Source organism: Microbacterium sp. WHRI 7836 (assembly GCF_040223885.2).
GTDB classification, from domain to species: domain Bacteria; phylum Actinomycetota; class Actinomycetes; order Actinomycetales; family Microbacteriaceae; genus Microbacterium; species Microbacterium oxydans.
Map to the genome: position 1 here is coordinate 3202341 of NZ_CP168171.1, position 20740 is coordinate 3223080.

The window sequence follows — 20740 nt, forward strand, 5'->3', positions numbered from 1 at the left end:
CAATATCGACACATGAGCACGAAGCCGTCCCAGCCTGCCCTTGATGACATCTCGAAGCGCATCGTCGAACTGCTGCAGGAGGACGGCCGCCGCCCCTACGCCGAGATCGCGCGGGAGGTCGGGCTGAGCGAAGCCGCCGCTCGTCAGCGTGTGCAGCGGATGACCGAGGCGGGCATCATCCAGATCGTGGCGGTCACCGATCCGATGCAGCTCGGCTTCCACCGCATGTCGATGATCGGCATCCGAGTCTCCGGCAACCCGCGCGAGATCGCGCAGGAGCTCACAACGATCCCTGAGCTGGCCTACGTGGTCGTGACGCTCGGCACCTTCGACATCCTCGTCGAGGCGGTGTGCGAGAACGACGAGCACCTCATCGAACTCATCGCCACCCGCATCCGCACGATCCCCGGCATCACGCACACCGAGAGCCTGCTCTACGCCGGCCTGTACAAGGACCTCTACAACTGGGGCACGCGCTGACGCGAGCCTCCGAGGAACGGAGAGAACGATGGGCACCACCGTCTTCGAACGCCAGCGACCTTCAGCGAGCGTCATCGACGCCTCGCTCCGGGACACCGCCCTGCGGGTGTTCTGGCTCGACGACGTCGAGCGGCCGACGCACCCGCCGTTGAACGGCACTGTCCGTGCCAACCTCGCCATCGTCGGCGGAGGGTACGCCGGACTGTGGACCGCGGTGCGCGCCAAGGAACGCGACCCCGAACGTCGTGTCGTCCTGCTCGAAGCCTCGCGCATCGTCTGGGCCGCCTCCGGGCGCAACGGCGGATTCTGCGAGTCGAGCCTCACCCACGGCCATGAGAACGGCGTCAACCGATGGCCGGAGGAGATCGATCGGCTCGAGGAGCTGGGCCACGCGAACCTCGATGGGATCGGTGAGACGGTCGAGCGGTACGGCATGGATGCGGAGTTCGAGCGCACGGGTCAGCTGGCGGTCGCCGTCGAGCCGCACCAGGTGGACTGGTATCGCGAAGAGCCCGGCTTCCTCGACCGCGAAGCCGTGCAGGCCGAGGTGCACTCGGAGACCTTCCTCGCCGGAGACTGGGATCGCGACGGCTGCGCCATGGTGCACCCCGCCAAGCTCGGCGTCGAGCTGGCACGCGTGGCCGCCGACCTCGGCGTCGAGATCCACGAGCACAGCATCGTCCGCGCGATCGAGGGCGACGGGTCCGGTCCGATCACCCTGGTCACTCCGGACGGCCGTGTGGTCGCGGACGCCGTCGCCCTCGGCACCAACGTCTTCCCCTCGCTCCTCAAGCGCAACCGGCTGATGACCGTTCCGGTGTACGACTACGTGCTGATGACCGAGCCGCTCTCGACCGCGCAGCTGGCATCCATCGGATGGTCGAATCGTCAGGGTCTGGCCGACAGCGCCAACCAGTTCCACTACTACCGGCTCACCGGGGACAACCGCATCCTGTTCGGCGGCTACGACGCGATCTACCACTTCGGCGGCAAGGTGCGTGCGGAGTACGAGGACCGCATCGAGAGCCACCGCAAGCTCGCCTCCCACTTCTTCACGACCTTCCCACAGTTGGAGGGTCTCCGATTCACGCACCGCTGGGCGGGAGCCATCGACTCGTCGAGCCGCTTCTGCGCGTTCTTCGGCACTGCCCGCAAGGGACGCGTGGCGTACGCGACCGGCTTCACGGGCCTGGGGGTCGGCGCGGCGCGTTTCGCCGCCGACGTCATGCTCGACAAGCTGTCCGGGGAGCAGACGGAGCGCACGGAGCTTCGGATGGTACGTGAGAAGCCCATCCCGTTCCCGCCGGAGCCCGCGGCGTCGATCGGCGTCAATCTCGTGCGCGCCGCCATGAACCAGGCCGACCACAACCAGGGCAGGCGCAACCTGTTCCTCAAGGCGCTCGACGCCGTCGGCATGGGCTTCGACTCGTGAACGGTCTCGCCGCGGGGAGTGCGGTGGAGGTCGGGTCCCTGCCCCTCGCGCATGAGCCGCTGCCCTCCGACGACGTGCTCTCCGGCACGCCGACGACCGCGATCCGCGAGCTGGCGACGCTGGGCGGCATCGAGATCGGCGTCTGGGAGATGACGCCAGGCACCGCGACCGACACCGAGGCCGATGAGGTGTTCGTGGTGCTGTCGGGTCACGCCACGATCGCATTCGCCTCGTCCGGGCTGCCCGATCTGGAGGTCGGACCCGGCTCCGTCGTGCGTCTCGCCGAGGGAATGCGCACGACCTGGACCGTCACCGAGACCCTCCGCAAGATCTACGTCGCCTGAGTCCGCACCGCGGGCGCTCTCGAATCAGGTCGCGCGCAGCAGCGGACGCACGGACGCGTAGGCATCGGCGACGTCGCGCGTCGGCACGTCGTAGACCCGGGCGATGCCCACGGCACCCCGATGGCGCGGCCACCCGGGGTCACCTCCGGTGATGAACGCGACGGCCGCTCCGTGCACCTCGTCAGCCAGCTCCTGCGGAGGGTTCGGTCCGGCGAGTGGCTCCATGGCGGGGCCGTCGAGGCAGTCGAAGAAGAACGGCACGTCGAGGCAGTGCTCGGCGAAGCCGAAGTGCCCTGACGGCCAGGAGAACCGGTACAGCCAGGTGGGTGCCGAGCCGCGGTCGGCGAGCACGTTCAGCAGCGCCGTCCGGAACATCCGGTCGGTCAGCAGACGCCCGCCCAGGCGCGCTTTGCCGAGGCCGGCGATGTCGGCGTTCGCGTCGAGGTATTCCCTCCGTACGGCTTTCGGCAGTCCCAGCTTGTTCAGCAGGATCGACCTCGGCACCCAGCGCAGCTTCTTCTCGGCCCCGGAGAGGACCATCGTGAACTCGTCGTCCGTCGCCCCGAGGACGAGCGGCTTGTCCGCGCCGACGCCGGCCCGCAAAGCCTCGCGCGTGGAGCGCGGCAGCAGATCACCGTCGACCGTCGGCCCGAGCGGGAGCCCCTCGTCGATCACGCTGCCCAGGGACGAGGGACCGAGCTCCGTGGCCTTCTTCTGCAGTTCGAGGATGCGTTCTTCGCGCAGCGACGAGAACCCAGCCACGGTCGGCTCGACCCCCGCCGCCGCGGCGAGCGCACGCCCGAAGGCCTCCGACCGGGTGGCACTCACATCGGCGAGCGCGCCCGAGATCGCGTAGACGCCGTGGAACAGGTGTTGCGCCTGCTCCATGCCGAGCAGGGTGAGCACCGCACCGCCGCCCGCGGACTGTCCGGCGATCGAGACGCGTGACGGATCCCCGCCGAACTCCGCGATGTTCTGCTGCACCCATTCGAGGGCGAGCAGCCAGTCGCGCACACCACGGTTCGAGGGCGCATCCTCGATCCAGCCGAAGCCGTCGAAGCCCAGCCGATAGGAGAGCGAGACCGTGACGACGTCGTCGCGGTTGAAGTTGCGGCCGTCGTACCAGGGGCTGGCAGGCGAGCCCGCGAAGTAGCCGCCGCCGTGGATCCACACGAGCACAGCGAGCCCGGCCCCCTGCCCCGCGCGGCTCGGGTTCGGGGTGAACACGTTCACGTTGAGCGTGGCGTCACCCTCGATGCTCGGCTCGGGGATGAGCGTGACGCCGGGGTCTCCGCGCTGCGCGGTCGCCGCGAACTCGAGCGCATCGCGCACGCCCTCCCACGGTGCCTTCGGCACGGGCGCCTGGAAGCGCAGCGCACCGATGGGTGCTTCGGCGAACGGGATTCCGAGGAAAGCCGCCGATCGGGCATTGCCCCGCCCTCCCGTGGTCGGACGCCAGCGGCCACGCACTCGTCCCGCGGCCGTGGCCACCTCGACGAAGTCGGCGGTCGTCTCGGAATCGGTATCGGTCATGACAGTATTCTCCCGGTCGTTCCCGGTCATCAGCGCACTCCCTTAATCGGCGCGGTCGCCACGGCGGCGAGGATCACGAACACGATCGCGAAGACGAACAGCATCGCGTAGCCTCCGAGCGCCGTGATGATGACACCGCCGATCGCGGGGCTCAGGGCCTGCGGCACGTTGGTCGCCACGTTCAGGATGCCGAGGTCCTTCCCCGCGGAGACGCCCTCGTTCGGCAGCACCTCGGTCATCAGCGCGGCGTCCACCGACATGTACAACCCGAACCCGACGCCGTTGATGATGCTCATCAGGATCATGCCGGTCATGTTCGGCTGCAGGAGCGGCATCGCCAGCCCTGCCACCATCACGACGGACGCAGCGTAGATGAAGACCTTGCGGCGCCCGACCCTGTCGCTCCACCACCCGGAGAGCCCGATGGCGACCAGGGTCGGGATGAAGGCCACGAGGGTGAGCGTGACGACGGCGCCCTGGGCCTCCGCCAGGGGCAGCCCGATGTAGTCGGTGAGCATGTAGAGCTGGTACGAGCTGACGACGAAGTAGCCGAGGATCAGCAGGAACCGCGCCCCGAACGCCCAGGCGAAGTCGGGGTGGCGGCGCGGGTCGATCCAGAAGCCCCGGAAGAAGGCGCCCCATCGGAACGGGGCCACCGCGGCGTGCTTCGACGACCAGTCGCGGTTCACCACGGCGAACAGCAGCGCCGCCACGATCACGGCACCGCCGAACGCCGCGTAGCCGATGCCGATCTGCGCGGCGAACGCCCCGGCGAGCATGATGCCCACCGTCATGCCGACCTGCGTGCCGATACCGATCATCGCGCTCGCGCCGCCGCGCTTCGACCGCGGGAACCTGTCGGCGGTGATGGCCGTCAGCGGAGCCTGGAAGAAGTTCAGCGCCACCTGGATGATGACCCAGAACACCGTGATCCAGAGGATGTCGGTCAACGAGCCCATGCCGAACAGGAAGATGCCGCCGATGATCGCGCCGAGCACCATCCACGGCACCCGGCGTCCGAACCGCGAGCGCGTGCGATCGCTCAACGCCCCGACGATCGGCTGCGCGAACAGCGTGAAGACGAAGGAGATCGTGGTCACGACGGCGAGGTTGCCGACCTTGTTCGCCTCGTCGATCATCAGCACCTGGCTGGGCAGCAGGATCGCGATGAGTCCGCCGTAGGTGGCGAACAGGGTCAGCGAGGCGATCAGCAAGCTGGGCAGCAGCCGCCGATTCGCGGGCGGACTCGCCGCCGGTGCCCCCGCGGCGGGCGGAACGGCGCGGATGGTGCCGGTCGGGGCGATTTCAGCGGCGGGGTCGAGCGGGGACACGGACATGTCGGCTCCTCGTTGAGCGTGATCGGGTCGGTGAGCGTGATCAGGTCAATACCAAACAGTGTTTGGTATTCGTCGGACATGCTGACAGATCGTCGACTGTCCGCGCAAGCGTTTCACGAACGTTGTTTGGTTTTTGTGATCCGAGCGTGACGGTTACCCTGGAGCGATGGCTACACGGGGGGCATACGCGAAGGGCGTCGCCAAGCGCGAGGAGATCCTCGAGGCCGCACTCGCCGTCGTGGCCGAGCACGGCTACCGCAAGGCGTCGGTCCGGGAGATCGCGGACGCCGCCGGACTCAGCCCGGCGGGCCTGCTGCACTACTTCGGCAGCAAGGAGGAGCTGTTCGTCGCGATCCTCCGCGCCAGAGACGACCGCGACGAGCAGCAGTACGCCGGCGAAGACGCCTCGGCCGCGTTCCTCGCGGTCATCCGTCACAACGCATCCGTCCCCGGTCTCGTGCAGCTCTACGCGCAGTTGGCCGCCGAAGCCGGGGATCCTGCCCACCCCGCCCACGCCTACTTCCGCGAGCGCACCGAGCGCATCGAGACCTTCACCCGCGCTCAGCTCATCATCGACCAAGAACAGGGGCGGATCCGCGCCGACCTCGACCCGGCATGGGTCGTCCGCACCCTGCATGCCTTGGCCGATGGGCTGCAGGCTGCGTGGATGCTCGATCCCTCGCTCGACATGGCCGCAGAGATCGAGCGGTTCCTCGTGCTGCTCCGCCCCTCCTGACGGAACGGTCGCGGCCACTCCGGCCGAGTGTGGTTCAGCGAAGCGACGTCACCTCGGCGTGCGGCATCCGCGTCTTCATGATCCTGACGGCCTCGGGGTTGTCGTCGACCAGCACGGCGTCGCGTCCGAGGGCCGAGGCCACCGCTCCCGTCGTCCCACTGCCCGCGAAGAGGTCGAGCACACGGTCGCCAGGACGACTCGACGCCGTGACGATGCGCCGCAGGATCCCCTCGGGCTTCTGCGTGGGATAGCCGGTCTTCTCCCGACCGGTGGTGGGCACGATCGTGTGCCACCACACGTCGGTCGGCAGTTTGCCGCGCGCCGCCTTCTCGGCGGTGACGAGCCCAGGCGCCATGTACGGCTCGCGGTCGACCTCGTCGGAGTTGAACACGTACCCTCGAGGGTTCTTCACGTACACCAGGATCGTGTCGTGCTTGGTGGGCCAGCGGCTGCGCGACTTGGCGCCGTAGTCATACGCCCAGATCAGCTCGTTGAGGAAGCAGTCCCGCCCGAACACCGCGTCGAGCATGACCTTCGCGTAGTGCGCCTCCCTGTAGTCGAGGTGCAGGTACAGCGTGCCGTCGTCGGCGAGCAACCGCCAGGCCTCTTCGAGCCGTGGCATCAGGAACGAGCCGTAGTCGTCGAAGCGGTCGTCATAGGCGCGCAGCATCCCGCGCACCCGCTCGTAGGCGTGGCCGTGGAAGCCGTGCCGCACCTCGGTGTCAGCGGCCGGCGCGGTCTCTCCCGGCTCCGGTGAAGAACTCCGCAGATCCGTGCCGGTCACTCCCCCGAGGTCGTGGATCCCCGGGACCGGTTCCGTGGCCGGCACCGATTCTTGAGGAGTTGCCCACGTCCGCCGTGCGGTCACCACCTGACGCTCCTGCGTGCGGCCGGTGTTGAACGGCGGGTCCAGGTACACGAGCGTGAACGAACCGGAAGGCAGGGTCGCGGCGACGGCGAGGTTGTCGCCCTCGACGATCATCACCGCACCCGGTACGAGCGGCTGCGGCACGACCGGCTCTGGCACGACTGGGTGGGGCACGACCGGCTGCGGCACGGACACGGTGTCTGACACGACGTCAGGGGTGTCCGCCGCAGGGGGGAGGTGAGTGTCCGGCGCCGTCACGGCACCCGATGCAGCCAGGCCTCGGTGGCGAACTTCGATTCGACGAGCGCCTCGGCGGCGGCGTACTCGTCGGCCGAGATCGACCCGGTCTCGGCGTCGGTCAGCGAGCGGAAGGTGTCCTTGAACCGTTCGATGATCTCCGCGCGCTCGAGGCCGGTCTGGCTGCGCAGCGGGTCGACGCGCTTGGCGGCAGAGGCGGTTCCCTTGTCGCTGAGCTTCTCCCGTCCGATGCGCAGCACCTCGGTCATCACCTGACCGTCGATGTCGTACGACAGGGTCGCATGGTGGAGCACTCCGCCGTTCGCCAACCGCTTCTGGGCGGCGCCGCCGATCTTGCCGGTCGGGCTCGCGATGTCGTTGAGCGGCTGGTAGACGGCATCGATGCCGAGCGAACGCAGCGCCTGCAGCACCCAGTCGTCGAGGAAGGCGTAGGAGTCGGCGAAGGTCATCCCCGCCACGAGTGATGCCGGCACATACAGCGAGTAGGTGATGATCTGCCCCGCGGCCATGAGCATCGCCCCACCGCCCGAGATACGACGGACGACGTCGAATCCGTGCTTCGCAGCTCCCTCGGGGTCGACCTCGTTGCGGTACGACTGGAACGATCCGATCACCACGGCCGACTGGTCCCACTCCCAGATGCGCAGGGTGGGACGGCGACGCCCCTCGCCGACGCGAGAGGTGAGCACCTCGTCGAGCGCGAGGTTCATGCGCGGCGACGCAGCCTTCTCGTGCACGATCTCCCAGTCGAAGTCGCGCCACCCAGGGGCAGTCACGAGTGCGCGACGCACCGCGGTTCCGACGGCCTCCGGTGTGAACCCGAGCAGCTGGGCCCCGTCGGGCAGCGCGGCGCGGACGGCTGCGGCGATCGCCGTCGCGTCCGATTCCACGGGCAGTCCGTCGACGGCGGCGTTGATGTCGTCCAGCGCCGAGTCGGGCTCGAGGAAGAAGTCGCCGGCGAGCCGGAAGCGGGAGATCCGGTCGTCCTCGATCTCGAGGTCGACGACGACCAGCTTTCCACCTGGGACCTTGTATTCACCGTGCACGGTTCCAGCTTAAGGCGCGCAGCCCCTGTTACGGCGGGTCAGCCTCCGAGCACGACGACGCGCTCACCCGCGCGGATCGGGGTCGAGTATCGATTCCCGGCGGGCGGCAGCGGGCACACGAACTGGTCGGAGAATGCGCACGGCGGCAGATAGGCGCGGTTGAAGTCGATCACGGCAGTGCCGTCCACGGCCGGTTCGTCGACCGGAAGGAACCGGAAGCGGTAGGTCTCGAGGCCGTTCGTCCCGTCTGCGAACACCGCGCTCAGCCCGCCCTGAGCACCTCGGGTCACGGTGAGCGTCTGCGGCGCACCCGCCAGCTCGAAGCGCAGCCGACCGGCGACGGGCGTCTCCCGCGCATCGCCGTCGACCGACGTGATCACGATCTGCTCGTCGGGTGTCTCCTCGAAGACAGCCGGCAGACGCCAGCGCTCGTCGGGGGCATAGGCATCGATCGCGGTGAACCACTCGCGCTGCGGACGAGCCGGATTCAGCACACGCAGCGCTATCGTGCCGTGGCGCTCGAACACGCGCAGCTCGCGGCGCCCGAGCCGGATGCTCTGCGTGCCCCGCAGCGTGACGGTGGATCCCGCCTGGCCCAGCTCGCTGCCGCGGATGCCGCCGTCGCCGGTGAGCGCCCAGAGCCCGGGGATGCCGTCCACGGCCGCGGCCTCCGTGATGAGCCAGTTCGTCGACTCGAGTGCCGACGGGCCGTACTCCGATCCCGCGTACCGCTCCCTGGACGCGTGCCAGTCCTGCCAGTCCTTCACGAAGCTCATCGGAGCGCTCCCTCCCGTGCGGGGTGCCGCCGAGCGGGCACTCCTCGCTCATGCGCGGAATATTGCCCCGAATCTACGGTGACCCCGCGGCGCGCGAGACGCCCGTGTCACACGCCTTCACCGCGCGTAACGTCGCGTTACATCCGCACCACGCGGGAACATCTCGCCCCAGACCCACGCTCCCCGCCGAGACCCACCCCGGCGAGCGGTCGCCACAGTGGGTGTGGACGAGGAGCATGGGTCTCGGCGGTGGAGCCGGGAGCTCAGCGTGCGGGGATGTGCGTGTCGAGCCAGGCGAGCACGTCGGCGCGCACCTCGTCCTGCTGCAGCTCCGCGAAGATCTCGTGGCGCGCGTCGGGGTAGACGAGCGTGGTGACGTCGGTGAGACCTGAACGGTTGCGGTACTCGTCGGCGAGCTTGTGCACGCTGCGCGGTCCGCCCACCGGGTCGTCCCGCCCGACCAGCAGGAGCATCGGGATGTCGTGCCCCAGGTCCTTGGCAGGGCGGCCGTACAGCTTCGCCGCCTCGATCGGGCCGAACAGCTTGAGCAGCGGCACATCGGTGGTCAGCGGATCCTCGTCGAACGCGGTCCACACGGCGGGGTCTCTGCTGAGCCACTCCAGCCCGGTCGCGCCCTCACCTGCCCAGCGCGCATTCAGCGGAGCGGCGTTCAGTGAGCCCGGCATGCGCAGGGCAGAGCCGGACAGGATCACGGCGTCCCACGCGTCCGGGTGCTCGTTGACGAGCATCTGTGCGAGGAACGATCCCCACGAGTGCCCGAGCAGCACGAGCGGCAGATCGGGGTTCTCCTCGCGGATGATGCCCGTCAGCTGCCAGACGGCTTCCACGGCCGCACGCAGCCCGCCCTTGCCCAGACGGCCGAGCTTCTCCGGGCCGCCGTGCTGGCGGATGCCGGTGCGGCCATGACCGCGGTGGTCGTCGGCGTAGACGTGGAATCCGGCAGCCGTGAGCGCGGTGATCAGCGCACCGTACCGCCCTGCATGCTCTCCGACGCCGTGCAGCAGCTGCACCACGCCGCGCGGGGTCCCCTCGGCGGGATGGACGTCGTAGACGATGTCGACACCATAGGCATCGGTGAACTCGCGGGTATCCATCACGCTGCGAGCCTACCCATCACCGGAAGAGGCGGCTACCGTGCAAGGGCGTCGCGGATCGCGAAGGCGGTGTCGCGATCGGTCACCTCGTAGCCGCCGACCCCGTCGGAGGCCGACCCCATCCGCACCCCGCCGTCTTCGTTCACGGCACGCTTCGCGGAGAAATGGATCGCGTCCACGCCCGCGGCTGCGAGCAGCGGAGCGCTCGCCACATCGACGCCGCTGCCCGCCATGATCTCTATCTCGCCCTCTGCGGCCGCGACGAGCGCACGCAACGTGTCGATGCCGTCGATCGCGGCCGACGCTCCCCCCGAGGTGAGCACCCGACGCAGGCCCAGCTCGCGGGCGCTCCGCAGCGTCGCGACCGGATCGGCCGTCACGTCGATCGCGCGGTGCAGCGTCGCGGGTGCGCCGGCTGCGGCATCTCGGAGGCGCGCCATGGCGAACAGGTCGAGTCGCCCCTCGGCGTCGAGGGCGCCGATGACCACGCCCGCAGCACCGGCGGCGATCGCGCGGCGCACATCGAGCTCGGCCACGGCGAGTTCGTCGTCGTCGTAGTGGAAGCCGCCCGCGCGCGGGCGGATCAGCACGTGCACCTCGGGGCCATCGACCCCTGCCGTCTCGACGGCGAGCTCGATCGTCGCGGGCGACGGGGTGAGTCCACCGAGGGCGAGAGCCGTCGCGAGCTCGACGCGTGCCGCGCCGACCTCCTTGGCGATGCGCACTCCGGCGGGGTCCTGCACGGCGATTTCCAAGGCGAGCGTTCGGGTCACCCCTCCATTGTGCCCGCTGCCGCGACGGCATCCGGAAAATTAGATAGGCTATCTAAGTAATGTCTGCGTCTGATGAATCCCTCCGCCTCACCGCCACAGACCTTCGCATGGCCACGTTCCGGCTGGCCCGCCGCCTCCGCTGCGCCCGCGCCGCCGACTCGATGAGCGACGCGCAGCTGGCGGTGCTCGCCGACCTGCGCATGAACGGCCGACGCACGGTCTCGACCCTCGCCGAACGCGAACGCGTGACCGCGCCGTCGATGACGAGCACGATCAACGGCCTCGAGGAGCAGGGCTTCGTCGTGCGCACCCCCGACGAGGACGACCGGCGACGCGTGCAGGTCGACATCACCCCGGCCGGTGCCGAGATCGTGGTCGAGACCATCCGCCGGCGCGACGAGCTGCTGGCCGACATGCTGCGCGAGGTCGACTACACCGAGGCCGAGCTGACCACACTGCGCGAAGCGAGCGCCCTGATGCGGCGGGTGGTGGAGAGATGAGCGCCATGTTCCGCTCGTTCGCGAACATCAACTACCGGATCTGGTTCGCGGGCGCCCTGATCTCCAACGTCGGCGGATGGATGCAGGCCACCGCGCAGGACTGGGTGGTGCTCACCGAGCTCACCGACAACGACGCCACGGCGATGGGCGTCACCATGGCCCTGCAGTTCGGGCCTCCCCTCGTGCTCGTGAGCATGACAGGGTGGGTGGCCGACCGCTTCGACCGCCGGCACATCCTCTTCGCGACACAGTCGGCATTGCTGGCCCTGGCCATCGCGGTCGGTGTGCTGCTGCTCAACGACCTCATGACGCTGCCGATGATGTTCGGGTTCGCCCTCGGATTCGGCATCGTGAACGCCTTCGACGCCCCGGCCAGGCAGGCGTTCGTCTCGGACATGGTCTCCACCGGCGACACCTCGAACGCGGTGGCCCTCAACTCGGCGTCGTTCAACCTCGCCCGCATGGTGGGGCCGGCCGTCGGAGGCCTGCTGATCGTGGCGATCGGCTCGGGCTGGGTGTTCATCGTGAACGCCGCGACCTTCCTGGCGATGCTCCTCGCGCTCCTGTTGATGCGGCGCAGCCTGCTCGCCCCTCGGCTGAAGAACCGCAGCCGCGGTGGCCTGGCAGCCGGCTTCCGGTACGTATGGGGACGCAGCGACCTGAAGGTCGTCTTCGTCACGGTCTTCCTGATCGGCGCCTTCGGCATGAACTTCCCGATCTTCGCCTCGACCATGGCACTCGAGTTCGGTGCGGGAGCCGACGGATACGGTGTGCTCAGCTCGGTGCTGGCCATCGGGTCGCTGATCGGCGCCCTGCTGGCCGCACGTCGCGACCGGGCCCGGGTACGGGTGGTGATCCTGGCTGCCGGCGGGTTCAGGATCGCCGCCTTCGTGTCGTCCGTGATGCCCAGCTACGCGTCGTACGCCGTGACCCTGACGTTCACCGGCTTCATGATCGTGACGCTGCTCACCACCGCCAACGGCTACGTGCAGATCACCACCGATCCCGCCCTGCGCGGCCGTGTGCTCGCGCTCTACATGGCGGTGATCATGGGCTCGACCCCGGTGGGCGCTCCGATCGCGGGGTGGGTCGCCGACACGTTCGGGCCGCGCGCTGCGATCATGCTCGGCGGCACGGCCGGATTCGTCGCCTGTGCGATCGGCGTGATCTGGGTGGCGACGTCCGGGCGCCTGCGACGCGACGAGAACCGCCGCTTCCTGCTCACACTCGACGAGACCCGCCCGCTCAGCGTGATCGAGGTCGACCCGATCGAGTTCAGCGACGAGGCCGCCGTGACCACGCCGATCCGCACCGCCAAGCGGCGCGACCCCGACGACTGAGCATCCTCGGCCTGTTTGTCAATGCCCTCTGCGGAGGGCCGCACCCGACGTAGCGTCGTCGCATGGACGAGAACACGGAACGCACCCCCCACCCGCAGGACCCGGCAGAGGGCGCACCCGGAGTCGGAGCACCGGACGAGGACTCCGGCCAGGGCGACGGCACCGGCGGAGCCATCCAGGGTGATGCCTCGCGCGGCGAGTCCACCGGAGGAGCCATCCAGGGCGACGCCGGCCAGGGCCATCGTGCGGCCCTCGGCGGCGACGAGAACACCGAGGACCAGCTCGACGCCGACAACGCCGCCGAAGAGGACACCCTCAAGACGCTCGACCCGGATTCCCCACCGGCCTGAGCGGCACGAGGACAGCGCCACCGCCAGCCGTCTCATCCCCAGTCGACGGCCGTGACAGCGGTGGCGCTGTCCGTGTCGGCGGGTCGGTCAGGCGCCCAGCACGAGCTTGAGCTGCTCCACCGCCCAGTCGAGCTCGGTCGCACGGATCACCAGCGGCGGCGCGATGCGCACCGTCTGTCCATGCGTGTCCTTCACGAGCACGCCGCGTTCGAGCAGCTTCTCGGCGATCTCCCGCCCTGTGCCGTTCGCGGGGTCGATGTCGACCCCGGCCCAGAGTCCCGCGATGCGCACGGCCGTGACGCCGTGGCCGATCAGCGGCTGCAGCGCCTGCTCCAGATGGGCTCCCAGCGCACGGGCGCGCTCCTGGAACTCCCCCGTCTGCAACATCTCGACGACGCGCAGGCCCACGGCTGCGGCGAGCGGGTTGCCGCCGAACGTCGAGCCGTGCTCGCCGGGACGGATCACACCGAGCACATCGGAGTCGCCGACCACGGCCGAGACCGGGAGGATGCCGCCGCCCAAAGCCTTACCGAGCAGGTACAGGTCGGGCACGACGCCCTCGCGGTCACATGCGAAAGTCTCCCCCACGCGACCGAGACCGGCCTGGATCTCGTCGGCGATGAACAGCACGTTCTTCTCATCGCAGATCTCGCGGATGCGGCGCAGGTATCCCTCCGGCGGGATCACGACCCCTGCCTCGCCCTGGATCGGCTCCACGAGCACGGCGGCAGTGTCGTCGGTGATGGCTGCGGCGATGGCGTCCGCGTCGCCGTACGGCACGACGTCGAAGCCGGGCGTGTAGGGCCCGAAGTCGTCGCGCGCCTGCTCGTCGTCGCTGAAGCTGACGATCGTGGTCGTGCGCCCGTGGAAGTTCCCGGCTGCGACGATGATGCGTGCCCTGCCCTCGGCGATGCCCTTGACGCGGTAGCCCCACGCGCGGGCGACCTTGATGCCGGTCTCGACGGCTTCGGCACCGGTGTTCATCGGCAGCACGAGGTCTTTGCCGGCGAGCTCCGCCAGCGCCGCGGCGAACGGTTCGAGGCGGTCGCTCTGGAACGCACGGCTGACGAGCGTGACCCGCCCGAGCTGCTCGGTGAGCGCGGCGACGAGTGCCGGGTGCCGGTGTCCGAAGTTCACGGCGGAATACGCGGCGAGCAGATCGAGGTAGCGCTTGCCCTCGACATCCGTCACCCACGCGCCCTCTGCGCGGGCGATGTTCACGGGCAGCGGGTGGTAGTTGTGTGCGACGTGCGGCTCGGTGTTCACATCGGCGCCTGCCTCCAGCGCGGTCACTTCGCGCCCCGAAGCTCGAGCGTGCAGCACTTGATGCCGCCGCCGCCGAGCAGCAGCTCGGAAAGGTCGATCATGATCGGGTTGTAACCGCGCTCGCGCAGCTGCTTCTCGAAGCCCTTCGCGCGCGGGGAGATGATCACGTTGTAGCCGTCGCTCGCCGAGTTCAGGCCGAACACCGAGCCGTCCTCGTCCGACACCAGGATCGCGTCGGGGAAGCGCTTCTCGAGCTCGGCGCGGCTCGCGTCGTCGAAGGCACCGGGGAGGTACGCGATGTTCGCGTGCTCGGGGCCGCCGTTCTCGAGACCCTGCACCGGATCGAGCACGGCGATCGCGGTGTCGAGGTGGTAGAAGCGCGGGTCGACCAGGTTGAGCGACACGACCTCGCGGCCGAAGACCTCGCCGACCTCGCGGTGGCTGTCGCCGGTCGAGCGGAAGCCGGTGCCGGCGAGGATCACGTCACCGACGAGCAGGAAGTCGCCCTCGCCCTCGTTGACCTCCTTCGGCATCACGGTGTCGTAGCCCGCGCCGCGGAACCAGTCGGCGAAGGCGGGAGCCTCGCCCTGGCGCTCGACGAAGCGGAACTCGGGCACATAGGCGCGGCCGTCGATGAGGAACCCGCCGTTGGCCGTGTAGACCATGTCGGGGTATCCGGCGAGCGGCTCGATGAGCTCGACGTCGTGGCCCAGCTCGACGTACAGGTCGTGGAGCTTCTGCCACTGCGCGACCGCCTTCGCGGTGTCGGTGGGCTTCGACGGCTCCATCCACGGATTGATGGAGTAGTTGACGGTGAAGTGCTCCGGCTTGCACATCAGGTAGTGGCGGTGGTGCGCGGTGCGGGCGGGGGCGGTGGAGACGGCGGCTTCAGGCGTCGACATGGGAGCTCTCCTCGGAGGACGGGCGCGGCGGACGCTGTCCAGGGGCCCGGCGGTCCTTCGACCCTTCGCTCGATCGAGCGGGCGTCGGGGAAGATGCGACTCGGGCACGCCGGGGTCCATTCTGTCACCCGCCCCCTGTGCACCGCCAGAGCGCGGTGGGGGGGGTGCTCCGCCACACCGCTGTCGGTGCGGCACCAGAACACCGCCGATGAGCGCTCAGACCGCGGTGCCGGCGACCACGAGCTTGCCCACCGTGTGGCCGGCTTCCAGTCGGGAGAGAGCCGCCGATGCCTCGGCGAAGGGATACTCGCGCTCGATGACGGGGACGATCCGCCCCTCGGCCACGAGGTCGAGCAGCTTCGCCAGCACCTCGGGGCGTGGCGTCGCGGCGAGCGGTCGGATGCTCCGCGAGCCGATCGACAGGAACACCGCGCGCAGCATCCGTGGGACGGGGCCGAGCACATGGCCGCCGTCGCCGGTGACCAGCACGACTGTGCCGCCGGGAACGACGAGACGCTTCAGCTCGCGCAGCGGCATCCCTCCCGCGATGTCGATGATCGCGTCGAATCGGCCGTCCGCGAGCGTGCTCAACGGCGACTCCCTGTGGTCGAACGTGCGCACCGCGCCGAGCTGCTCGATCAGCGGCGCGTTGCGGTCGCGACAGGTCGCCCATACCTCGGCTCCGCGGAGAGTCGCGAGCTGCACGGCGAACGTGCCGACGCCTCCGGATGCACCGATGATCAGCACGCGCGGCGCCCCACCCGCCGCGTGGCCACCGTCTGCGAGTCCGACCCCGGCGAGGTCGAGGGCCTGCCAGGCGGTACCACCGGCGACCGGCAGGCAGGCAGCGGTGTCTGCCGCGATGTCGGTGGGGATCGGCACCAGCCGAGCGGCGGGAACCCGGACATACTCGCCGAGCCCTCCCCCGCCGACGAGCTCACCGACCACCTCTTCGCCGACCTCAGCACCGACGACATCGGCCCCGAGCGCCACCACGGTGCCAGCGACCTCCATGCCGCGCACCGGGTGCTTCGGACGTGTCAGCCCGAACACCGGCCGCACGAGCAGCGGATCGCCGAGCAGAAGACGCACGTCGCCCGCGTTCAGGGCCGTGGCGCGCACGCGCAGCAGCACCTCGCCGCGTCGAGGAACCGGCATCGAGGTGTGTTCGAGGGCGACGCCGTCGGCGGGCCCGTACGTCTTCCTGGTCCACGCCTTCATCGACCGGCTCATGATGCTGCTCCTGACGTGTCGGGATACTCGAAGATGTCGTCGAGGCCCACGCCGAACGCACGGGCGATCTGGAAGGCGAGTTCGAGCGTCGGCGAGTACCTCTGCTGTTCGATGGCGATGAGCGTCTGGCGCGTCACGCCGACCGTGCGCGCGAGCTCGGCCTGAGTGAGTCCCGCCCTCTCGCGATGAGCGCGGATGGTGTTGGAGACGAGAGTGGGCTTGACCATCAGACGAGGCCTCGCCGGTAGGCGATCACCCTGGCGACACCGCCGACGAGCGCGGCTACCGCGAAGCCCGCGAACATGGTGTTCGCGATCCAGAAGACGTCGGCCCCGACAGCGCACAGCGCGATCACCCCGAGGCCGGCGATCACGATGAAGGCCTGCTCCACCCGCCCACCCATGCGGCTGATGTCGCGGTCGCGGATGTCGGAGCGGCCGACCCCGTCGGGATCGCTCATCCCGGCGATGATGCCCCACACCACGCTGAGCAGGATCGTCGCGACGATGCCCCCGCCGATCACCCACAGCATCAGCGGGAACCAATCCACATCGGTGAGCGGCCCTCCTCCAGCCTGCTGGAGGACCAGCACGACGTACACGACCATCACGATGGGGCTCACGATGAGTCCCGCCCACGCATTGCGCTCTTCGTAGACCACGACGCCTCCGATGTAAAAGATTCTTGACATGTTCAGCGTACGGCCGCTCGCCAGACGTGTCAAGAATTCTTTACATACGGCTCAGATCACGTCGCTGCTCCACGCGTCGAGGTTGCCGTAACGGTGCGCGGTGATCGAGATCGACTGCTCGTGCACGAACGGCAGCAGCTCGATGCGGGCGGCCGCCGTCACCTCGCCGTCGTACACCGCGAGGTCGGGATCGCCAGCGGAAGCCGCGGCCAGCTCCGCGCGGAGAGCGGCGACACCCTCACGACCGCCGACCAGTCGCACTCGATCGCTCGCCGGCAGTGTGACGCCTTCGAGGTCGGCGTCCTGACGGAGCAGACGCTGCAACCACTCGTCGTCGCTCTCGAGGAACACCGGGGCGTCGAGGTTTCCGAGCGCTCGGCGCACCTCGGCGGGCAATCCGGAAGGGGTCGAGATGACGAACCTGGCGCCGGAGCGCACCCCGGCGATCACCACGCGCAGCAGGTCGTGCAGCGCGGCGTCGTCGGTCGCGCGCACTTCGACGGGCACGGGGCGATATCGGAACAGGTTGCGCTCGACTCCCAGACGCGACACGTCGCGCACCTGGCCGAACTCCCGATCCCAGGCCAGCGCATCCGAGAGAGCCGAGCGCCGCAGCCACTCGAACGACTCATACACGAGCGAGGACTGCGCCGCCTCGATCACCGCGGTGATGCGCGAATCGAGCCCGCGCAGGTGCAGGGTGCTGGAGGCCGGCCCTGCCGACTGCGAGCGCCACGATCCCAGGCCGATGAGATAGTTGGGCCCACCCGCCTTCGCGCCGGGGCCGACCGAGGAGCGCTTCCAGCCGCCGAAGGGCTGACGCTGCACGATCGCGCCGGTGATGCCGCGATTCACGTAGAGATTGCCCGCCTGCACCCGGTCGAGCCAGTACGACAGCTCCTCCGGATCCTGGGTGTGCAGCCCTGCGGTGAGTCCGTAAGCGACGGCGTTCTGCATCTCGACGGCGCGCGCGACGGTCGGGGCGTGCATCACCCCGAGCACGGGGCCGAAGAACTCCTCGGTGTGGAAACGCGATCCCGGTTGCACCCCGACGCGTACGCCGGGACGCCACAGCCGTCCGCTGCCGTCGTCCGCCGCGGCGAGAGACGGCTCGATCAGCCACTGCTCGTCGCCCTCGAGCTCACTCAGCGCCCAGGCGAGCTTGCCCTGCGGCTGCTCGATCACCGGCCCCACCTCGGCCAGCGGATCGGTAGGAGGACCGACGTGCAGCGAGCGCACGGCGTCGGCCAACTGGCGGGCGAACCGGGCCGAGCGTCCGACCGGCCCCACGAGGATCGCGAGCGACGCCGCCGAGCACTTCTGCCCGGCATGTCCGAAGGCGCTCTTGACGAGGTCGGCGACCGCGAGGTCGAGATCGGCCGAAGGGGTGATGATGATCGCGTTCTTGCCGCTGGTCTCCGCGAGCAGGGGCAGATCCGGGCGCCAGGAGCGGAACAGCGCCGCCGTGTCCCACGCGCCGGTGAGGATCACCCGGTCGACCGCCTCGTGCGTGATCAGCTCGCGGCCGAGCGCACCCTCTTCGACGTCGACGAGCGCCAACAGGTCGCGGGGGATCCCTGCCTCCCACAGGGTCTCGGCGATCACCGCCGCACAGCGACGGGCCTGTGGTGCGGGCTTGAAGACCACACCGGAACCTGCGGCGAGCGCGGCGAGCACTCCTCCGGCGGGAATGGCGACGGGGAAGTTCCAGGGCGGCGTGACGACCGTGACGGATGCCGGGACGAACACGGCGCCGGCGATCGCGTCGAGCTCCCTGGCCTTGGCTGCGTAGTACCGCGCGAAGTCGACGGCCTCACTCACCTCGATGTCGGCTTCTGCGAAGACCTTGCCGGTCTCGGAGGCCGCGACCTCGATGAGGTCTCCGCGACGGGCCTCGAGTGCAGCCGCGGCACGCAACAGCACCTCGGCACGCTCGGCGGCAGGTCGCCCGCCCCAGGCCGGGGCCGCGCGACGCACACCGTGCACGACCCGCTCGAGCTCGTCCGCATCGGACACCTGCGCCGCCGCGATCGTGGCAGACCCCAGGTCGGAGGTCGCGATGCGCTCGCGCACCTCGCGCGCCCATTCGCGGTTGGCGGGAAGCGCGGGGTCGCTGTCGACGGTGTTCGCGAAGCCCGGGGCTCCGCCGGTGTCCTGCTCCAGCTCGCGGGCGGAGTAGACCGCGGTCTCCAGGAACGCCTCCCGGCCGCTGTCGTCCGAGCCGCGGGAGATGCCGAGCACCGCCTTGGTCAGGTCGGTCTCCGGCACCGGGGCGACGGGTACAGGGCGCAGCGACTCGTGCACGGGGGCGAGACGGTCCTGCGTGCGACGGGGTCCGATGCGCAGCGTCGGGTCGCCCGCCCTGTCGAGCGCATCGAGGAAGCGATCCTGCTCGCGGACGAACAGCGACTCGTCCTCGCCGAGCCGGAAGGCGGCGGAGAGGAAGTTGTCCGGCGAGGCGTTCTCCTCGAGCCGGCGCACCAGGTAGCTGATGGCCACGTCGAACTCCGCTGGCTCCACCACCGGCACGTAGAGCAGCACCGGTCCGACCTCGCGCGAGACGGCTCGCACCTGCCCCTGGGCCATGCCCAGCAGCATCTCGAACTCCACGGCCTCCCGCACGCCCCGCTCGCCCGCCAGCAGCCAGGCGTAGGCGATGCCGAAGAGGTTGTGCCCCGCGACGCCGATCTTCACCGCAGCCGTGTGCTCCGGCTGCAGCGCCCAGTCGAGGCAGCGCAGGTAGTTCGCGTCGGTGTCGAGCTTGGTGTCGTAGGTCGCAGGCGTCCACCCGTGCATCCGCGCCTCGACGTGCTCCATCGCGAGGTTCGCCCCCTTCACGAGACGCACCTTGATGCGGGCGCCGCCGTGCGCCACGCGGTCCTGCGCCCACGCGGTGAGCTCCTGCAGGGCGGGCAGCGCGTCCGGCAGGTACGCCTGCAGCACGATCCCGGCTTCGAGCCCGGCCAGTCGGGGGTCCTCGAGGATGCGCGTGAAGACGGCGATCGTGAGGTCGAGGTCGCGGTACTCCTCCATGTCCAGGTTGATGAAGGTGCCGTCGGCCGCCGCCGCGAGATACAGCGGAAGGAGCCGCTCTACCACCTCGTCGACGACCTCGTCGAAAGCCCACATCGACAGGTGGCTGATGATCGCCGAGACCTTCACCGAGACGTAGTCCACGTCCGGACGGCGGACGAGCGCGTGGATGCCGTCGACCCGTCGTCGGGCCTCCGCCTCCCCGAGCACGGCCTCGCCGAGCAGGTTGAGGTTGAGCCGGGAGCCGTCGGCGCGGATCCGCTCGATCGCGGCGCCGAGCTTGGCAGGGCGCGCATCGACGACCAGGTGCCCCACCATGTCCCGGAGCACCCGACGGGCGATCGGCACCACGGGCGTCGGGAGGATCTGCGCGACCCCGCCACCGAGACGTACCACCGAGCGCAGGTACCAGGGCAGGAACTCCGGCACGATCGGGGCGATGCGGTGCAGCTGCGAGGCCGCGGCGGTCAGGCTCTCCGGACGCATGACGCCGTCGACGAACCCCAGGGTGAACGGGAGTCCGTTCACGTCCTGCAGCACTCCGGCGAGCCGAGCGGCCGCCGGGTCTGGTTCTGTCGCCGCGGCCTCGATCGTCCACCGCCGAGCCAGCTCGACGGCACGGTCTGCGAGGGATGCGGATGCCACGGCATCCGGCGGGAGGTCTGCCATGGATTTCAGCCTAGGTCTGGACGCCCCGGATTCCGCGCCGCGCCGCCGCTTTCCGCCA

At 69.7% G+C, this 20740-nt stretch carries 20 protein-coding genes; 7 read left to right on the top strand and 13 right to left on the bottom strand.

The window, feature by feature from the left end; genetic code table 11:
• Positions 1-12: 12 nt before the first annotated feature.
• From ABRP18_RS15510 to ABRP18_RS15520, 3 genes are read left to right on the top strand one after another with little or no spacing between them, the layout of a single operon-like run.
• A complete protein-coding gene (locus ABRP18_RS15510) occupies positions 13-480 on the top strand; it encodes an Lrp/AsnC family transcriptional regulator (protein WP_046747577.1) in 468 nt (155 codons plus the stop codon).
• A gap of 28 nt (positions 481-508) precedes the next feature.
• Positions 509-1912, top strand: coding sequence for an FAD-dependent oxidoreductase (locus ABRP18_RS15515; protein WP_349884980.1), 1404 nt, complete (start codon positions 509-511; stop codon positions 1910-1912).
• Complete coding sequence (locus ABRP18_RS15520) at positions 1909-2256, top strand: cupin domain-containing protein (RefSeq protein WP_349884981.1); 348 nt, start codon at positions 1909-1911, stop codon at positions 2254-2256. The genes ABRP18_RS15515 and ABRP18_RS15520 overlap by 4 nt, the downstream gene beginning before the upstream one ends.
• 24 nt (positions 2257-2280) lie before the next feature.
• Here ABRP18_RS15520 and ABRP18_RS15525 read toward each other — a convergent pair whose 3' ends face one another.
• Positions 2281-3789, bottom strand: coding sequence for a carboxylesterase family protein (locus ABRP18_RS15525; RefSeq protein WP_349884982.1), 1509 nt, complete (start codon positions 3787-3789; stop codon positions 2281-2283).
• Positions 3790-3818: 29 nt separating this feature from the next.
• Positions 3819-5126 (bottom strand): MFS transporter, encoded by a 1308-nt coding sequence (locus tag ABRP18_RS15530; RefSeq protein WP_349884983.1) that lies wholly within the window; start codon positions 5124-5126, stop codon positions 3819-3821.
• Positions 5127-5292: 166 nt separating this feature from the next.
• On the opposite strand from ABRP18_RS15530, the gene ABRP18_RS15535 reads away from it, so the two are divergent.
• A complete protein-coding gene (locus ABRP18_RS15535) occupies positions 5293-5862 on the top strand; it encodes a TetR/AcrR family transcriptional regulator (RefSeq protein ID WP_113681567.1) in 570 nt (189 codons plus the stop codon).
• Positions 5863-5896: 34 nt separating this feature from the next.
• Here the strand turns inward: ABRP18_RS15535 and ABRP18_RS15540 are convergent, their stop codons facing one another.
• The 5 genes from ABRP18_RS15540 to ABRP18_RS15560 all read right to left on the bottom strand — a co-directional run bounded on the left by ABRP18_RS15540 (position 5897) and on the right by ABRP18_RS15560 (position 10698).
• On the bottom strand, positions 5897-6844 hold the full coding sequence (locus ABRP18_RS15540) for a site-specific DNA-methyltransferase (protein ID WP_349885365.1): 948 nt from the start codon (positions 6842-6844) through the stop codon (positions 5897-5899).
• Positions 6845-6984: 140 nt separating this feature from the next.
• Positions 6985-8034 (bottom strand): biotin/lipoate A/B protein ligase family protein, encoded by a 1050-nt coding sequence (locus ABRP18_RS15545; RefSeq protein WP_046747571.1) that lies wholly within the window; start codon positions 8032-8034, stop codon positions 6985-6987.
• A gap of 38 nt (positions 8035-8072) precedes the next feature.
• On the bottom strand, positions 8073-8810 hold the full coding sequence (locus ABRP18_RS15550) for a DUF1684 domain-containing protein (protein WP_046747570.1): 738 nt from the start codon (positions 8808-8810) through the stop codon (positions 8073-8075).
• 263 nt (positions 8811-9073) lie between these two features.
• Complete coding sequence (locus ABRP18_RS15555; protein ID WP_046747569.1) at positions 9074-9925, bottom strand: alpha/beta fold hydrolase; 852 nt, start codon at positions 9923-9925, stop codon at positions 9074-9076.
• Between the two features lie 35 nt (positions 9926-9960).
• Positions 9961-10698 carry a copper homeostasis protein CutC gene (locus tag ABRP18_RS15560; protein WP_058632928.1) on the bottom strand — a complete coding sequence of 246 codons (738 nt, stop codon included), beginning with the start codon at positions 10696-10698 and terminating at the stop codon, positions 9961-9963.
• 59 nt (positions 10699-10757) lie between these two features.
• Here ABRP18_RS15560 and ABRP18_RS15565 point away from each other — a divergent pair, with 59 nt between their 5' ends.
• The 3 genes from ABRP18_RS15565 to ABRP18_RS15575 all read left to right on the top strand — a co-directional run bounded on the left by ABRP18_RS15565 (position 10758) and on the right by ABRP18_RS15575 (position 12888).
• Positions 10758-11198, top strand: a complete 441-nt coding sequence (locus tag ABRP18_RS15565; protein WP_046747567.1) for a MarR family winged helix-turn-helix transcriptional regulator — start codon at positions 10758-10760, stop codon at positions 11196-11198.
• Between the two features lie 5 nt (positions 11199-11203).
• Positions 11204-12538: an MFS transporter gene (locus ABRP18_RS15570; RefSeq protein WP_349885366.1), complete on the top strand. Its 1335-nt coding sequence runs from the start codon at positions 11204-11206 to the stop codon at positions 12536-12538.
• 62 nt (positions 12539-12600) lie between these two features.
• Complete coding sequence (locus ABRP18_RS15575) at positions 12601-12888, top strand: hypothetical protein (protein WP_045264425.1); 288 nt, start codon at positions 12601-12603, stop codon at positions 12886-12888.
• A gap of 87 nt (positions 12889-12975) precedes the next feature.
• Here the strand turns inward: ABRP18_RS15575 and rocD are convergent, their stop codons facing one another.
• The 6 genes from rocD to ABRP18_RS15605 all read right to left on the bottom strand — a co-directional run bounded on the left by rocD (position 12976) and on the right by ABRP18_RS15605 (position 20682).
• Positions 12976-14181: an ornithine--oxo-acid transaminase gene (gene rocD, locus ABRP18_RS15580; RefSeq protein WP_113681842.1), complete on the bottom strand. Its 1206-nt coding sequence runs from the start codon at positions 14179-14181 to the stop codon at positions 12976-12978.
• Complete coding sequence (ddaH, locus tag ABRP18_RS15585) at positions 14178-15056, bottom strand: dimethylargininase (RefSeq protein WP_046747564.1); 879 nt, start codon at positions 15054-15056, stop codon at positions 14178-14180. The genes rocD and ddaH overlap by 4 nt, the downstream gene beginning before the upstream one ends.
• A gap of 216 nt (positions 15057-15272) precedes the next feature.
• On the bottom strand, positions 15273-16289 hold the full coding sequence (locus ABRP18_RS15590; RefSeq protein WP_061017042.1) for an NAD(P)-dependent alcohol dehydrogenase: 1017 nt from the start codon (positions 16287-16289) through the stop codon (positions 15273-15275).
• Entirely contained in the window at positions 16286-16516 is a 231-nt protein-coding gene (locus ABRP18_RS15595; RefSeq protein WP_113681843.1) for a helix-turn-helix transcriptional regulator, read from the bottom strand. Before ABRP18_RS15595 ends, ABRP18_RS15590 begins: the two co-directional genes overlap by 4 nt.
• The gene (locus tag ABRP18_RS15600) at positions 16516-16980 is read right to left on the bottom strand and encodes a hypothetical protein (RefSeq protein ID WP_230977797.1); all 465 of its coding nucleotides are present in this window, start codon (positions 16978-16980) and stop codon (positions 16516-16518) included. The genes ABRP18_RS15595 and ABRP18_RS15600 overlap by 1 nt, the downstream gene beginning before the upstream one ends.
• A 51-nt stretch (positions 16981-17031) precedes the next feature.
• Entirely contained in the window at positions 17032-20682 is a 3651-nt protein-coding gene (locus ABRP18_RS15605; RefSeq protein ID WP_349884984.1) for a bifunctional proline dehydrogenase/L-glutamate gamma-semialdehyde dehydrogenase, read from the bottom strand.
• Positions 20683-20740 lie beyond the last annotated feature (58 nt).

Bases quoted from the DNA above. Each gene is read 5' to 3' on its own strand.
- ABRP18_RS15510 (WP_046747577.1), top strand. From the start codon at position 13: ATGAGCACGAAGCCGTCCCAGCCTGCCCTTGATGACATCTCGAAGCGC.
- ABRP18_RS15515 (WP_349884980.1), top strand. From the start codon at position 509: ATGGGCACCACCGTCTTCGAACGCCAGCGACCTTCAGCGAGCGTCATC.
- ABRP18_RS15525 (WP_349884982.1), bottom strand. From the start codon at position 3,789: ATGACCGATACCGATTCCGAGACGACCGCCGACTTCGTCGAGGTGGCC.
- ABRP18_RS15530 (WP_349884983.1), bottom strand. From the start codon at position 5,126: ATGTCCGTGTCCCCGCTCGACCCCGCCGCTGAAATCGCCCCGACCGGC.
- ABRP18_RS15535 (WP_113681567.1), top strand. From the start codon at position 5,293: ATGGCTACACGGGGGGCATACGCGAAGGGCGTCGCCAAGCGCGAGGAG.
- ABRP18_RS15540 (WP_349885365.1), bottom strand. From the start codon at position 6,844: ATGATCGTCGAGGGCGACAACCTCGCCGTCGCCGCGACCCTGCCTTCC.
- ABRP18_RS15550 (WP_046747570.1), bottom strand. From the start codon at position 8,810: ATGAGCTTCGTGAAGGACTGGCAGGACTGGCACGCGTCCAGGGAGCGG.
- ABRP18_RS15555 (WP_046747569.1), bottom strand. From the start codon at position 9,925: ATGGATACCCGCGAGTTCACCGATGCCTATGGTGTCGACATCGTCTAC.
- ABRP18_RS15565 (WP_046747567.1), top strand. From the start codon at position 10,758: ATGTCTGCGTCTGATGAATCCCTCCGCCTCACCGCCACAGACCTTCGC.
- ABRP18_RS15570 (WP_349885366.1), top strand. From the start codon at position 11,204: ATGTTCCGCTCGTTCGCGAACATCAACTACCGGATCTGGTTCGCGGGC.
- ABRP18_RS15575 (WP_045264425.1), top strand. From the start codon at position 12,601: ATGGACGAGAACACGGAACGCACCCCCCACCCGCAGGACCCGGCAGAG.
- ddaH (WP_046747564.1), bottom strand. From the start codon at position 15,056: ATGTCGACGCCTGAAGCCGCCGTCTCCACCGCCCCCGCCCGCACCGCG.
- ABRP18_RS15590 (WP_061017042.1), bottom strand. From the start codon at position 16,289: ATGAGCCGGTCGATGAAGGCGTGGACCAGGAAGACGTACGGGCCCGCC.
- ABRP18_RS15595 (WP_113681843.1), bottom strand. From the start codon at position 16,516: ATGGTCAAGCCCACTCTCGTCTCCAACACCATCCGCGCTCATCGCGAG.
- ABRP18_RS15600 (WP_230977797.1), bottom strand. From the start codon at position 16,980: ATGTCAAGAATCTTTTACATCGGAGGCGTCGTGGTCTACGAAGAGCGC.
- ABRP18_RS15605 (WP_349884984.1), bottom strand. From the start codon at position 20,682: ATGGCAGACCTCCCGCCGGATGCCGTGGCATCCGCATCCCTCGCAGAC.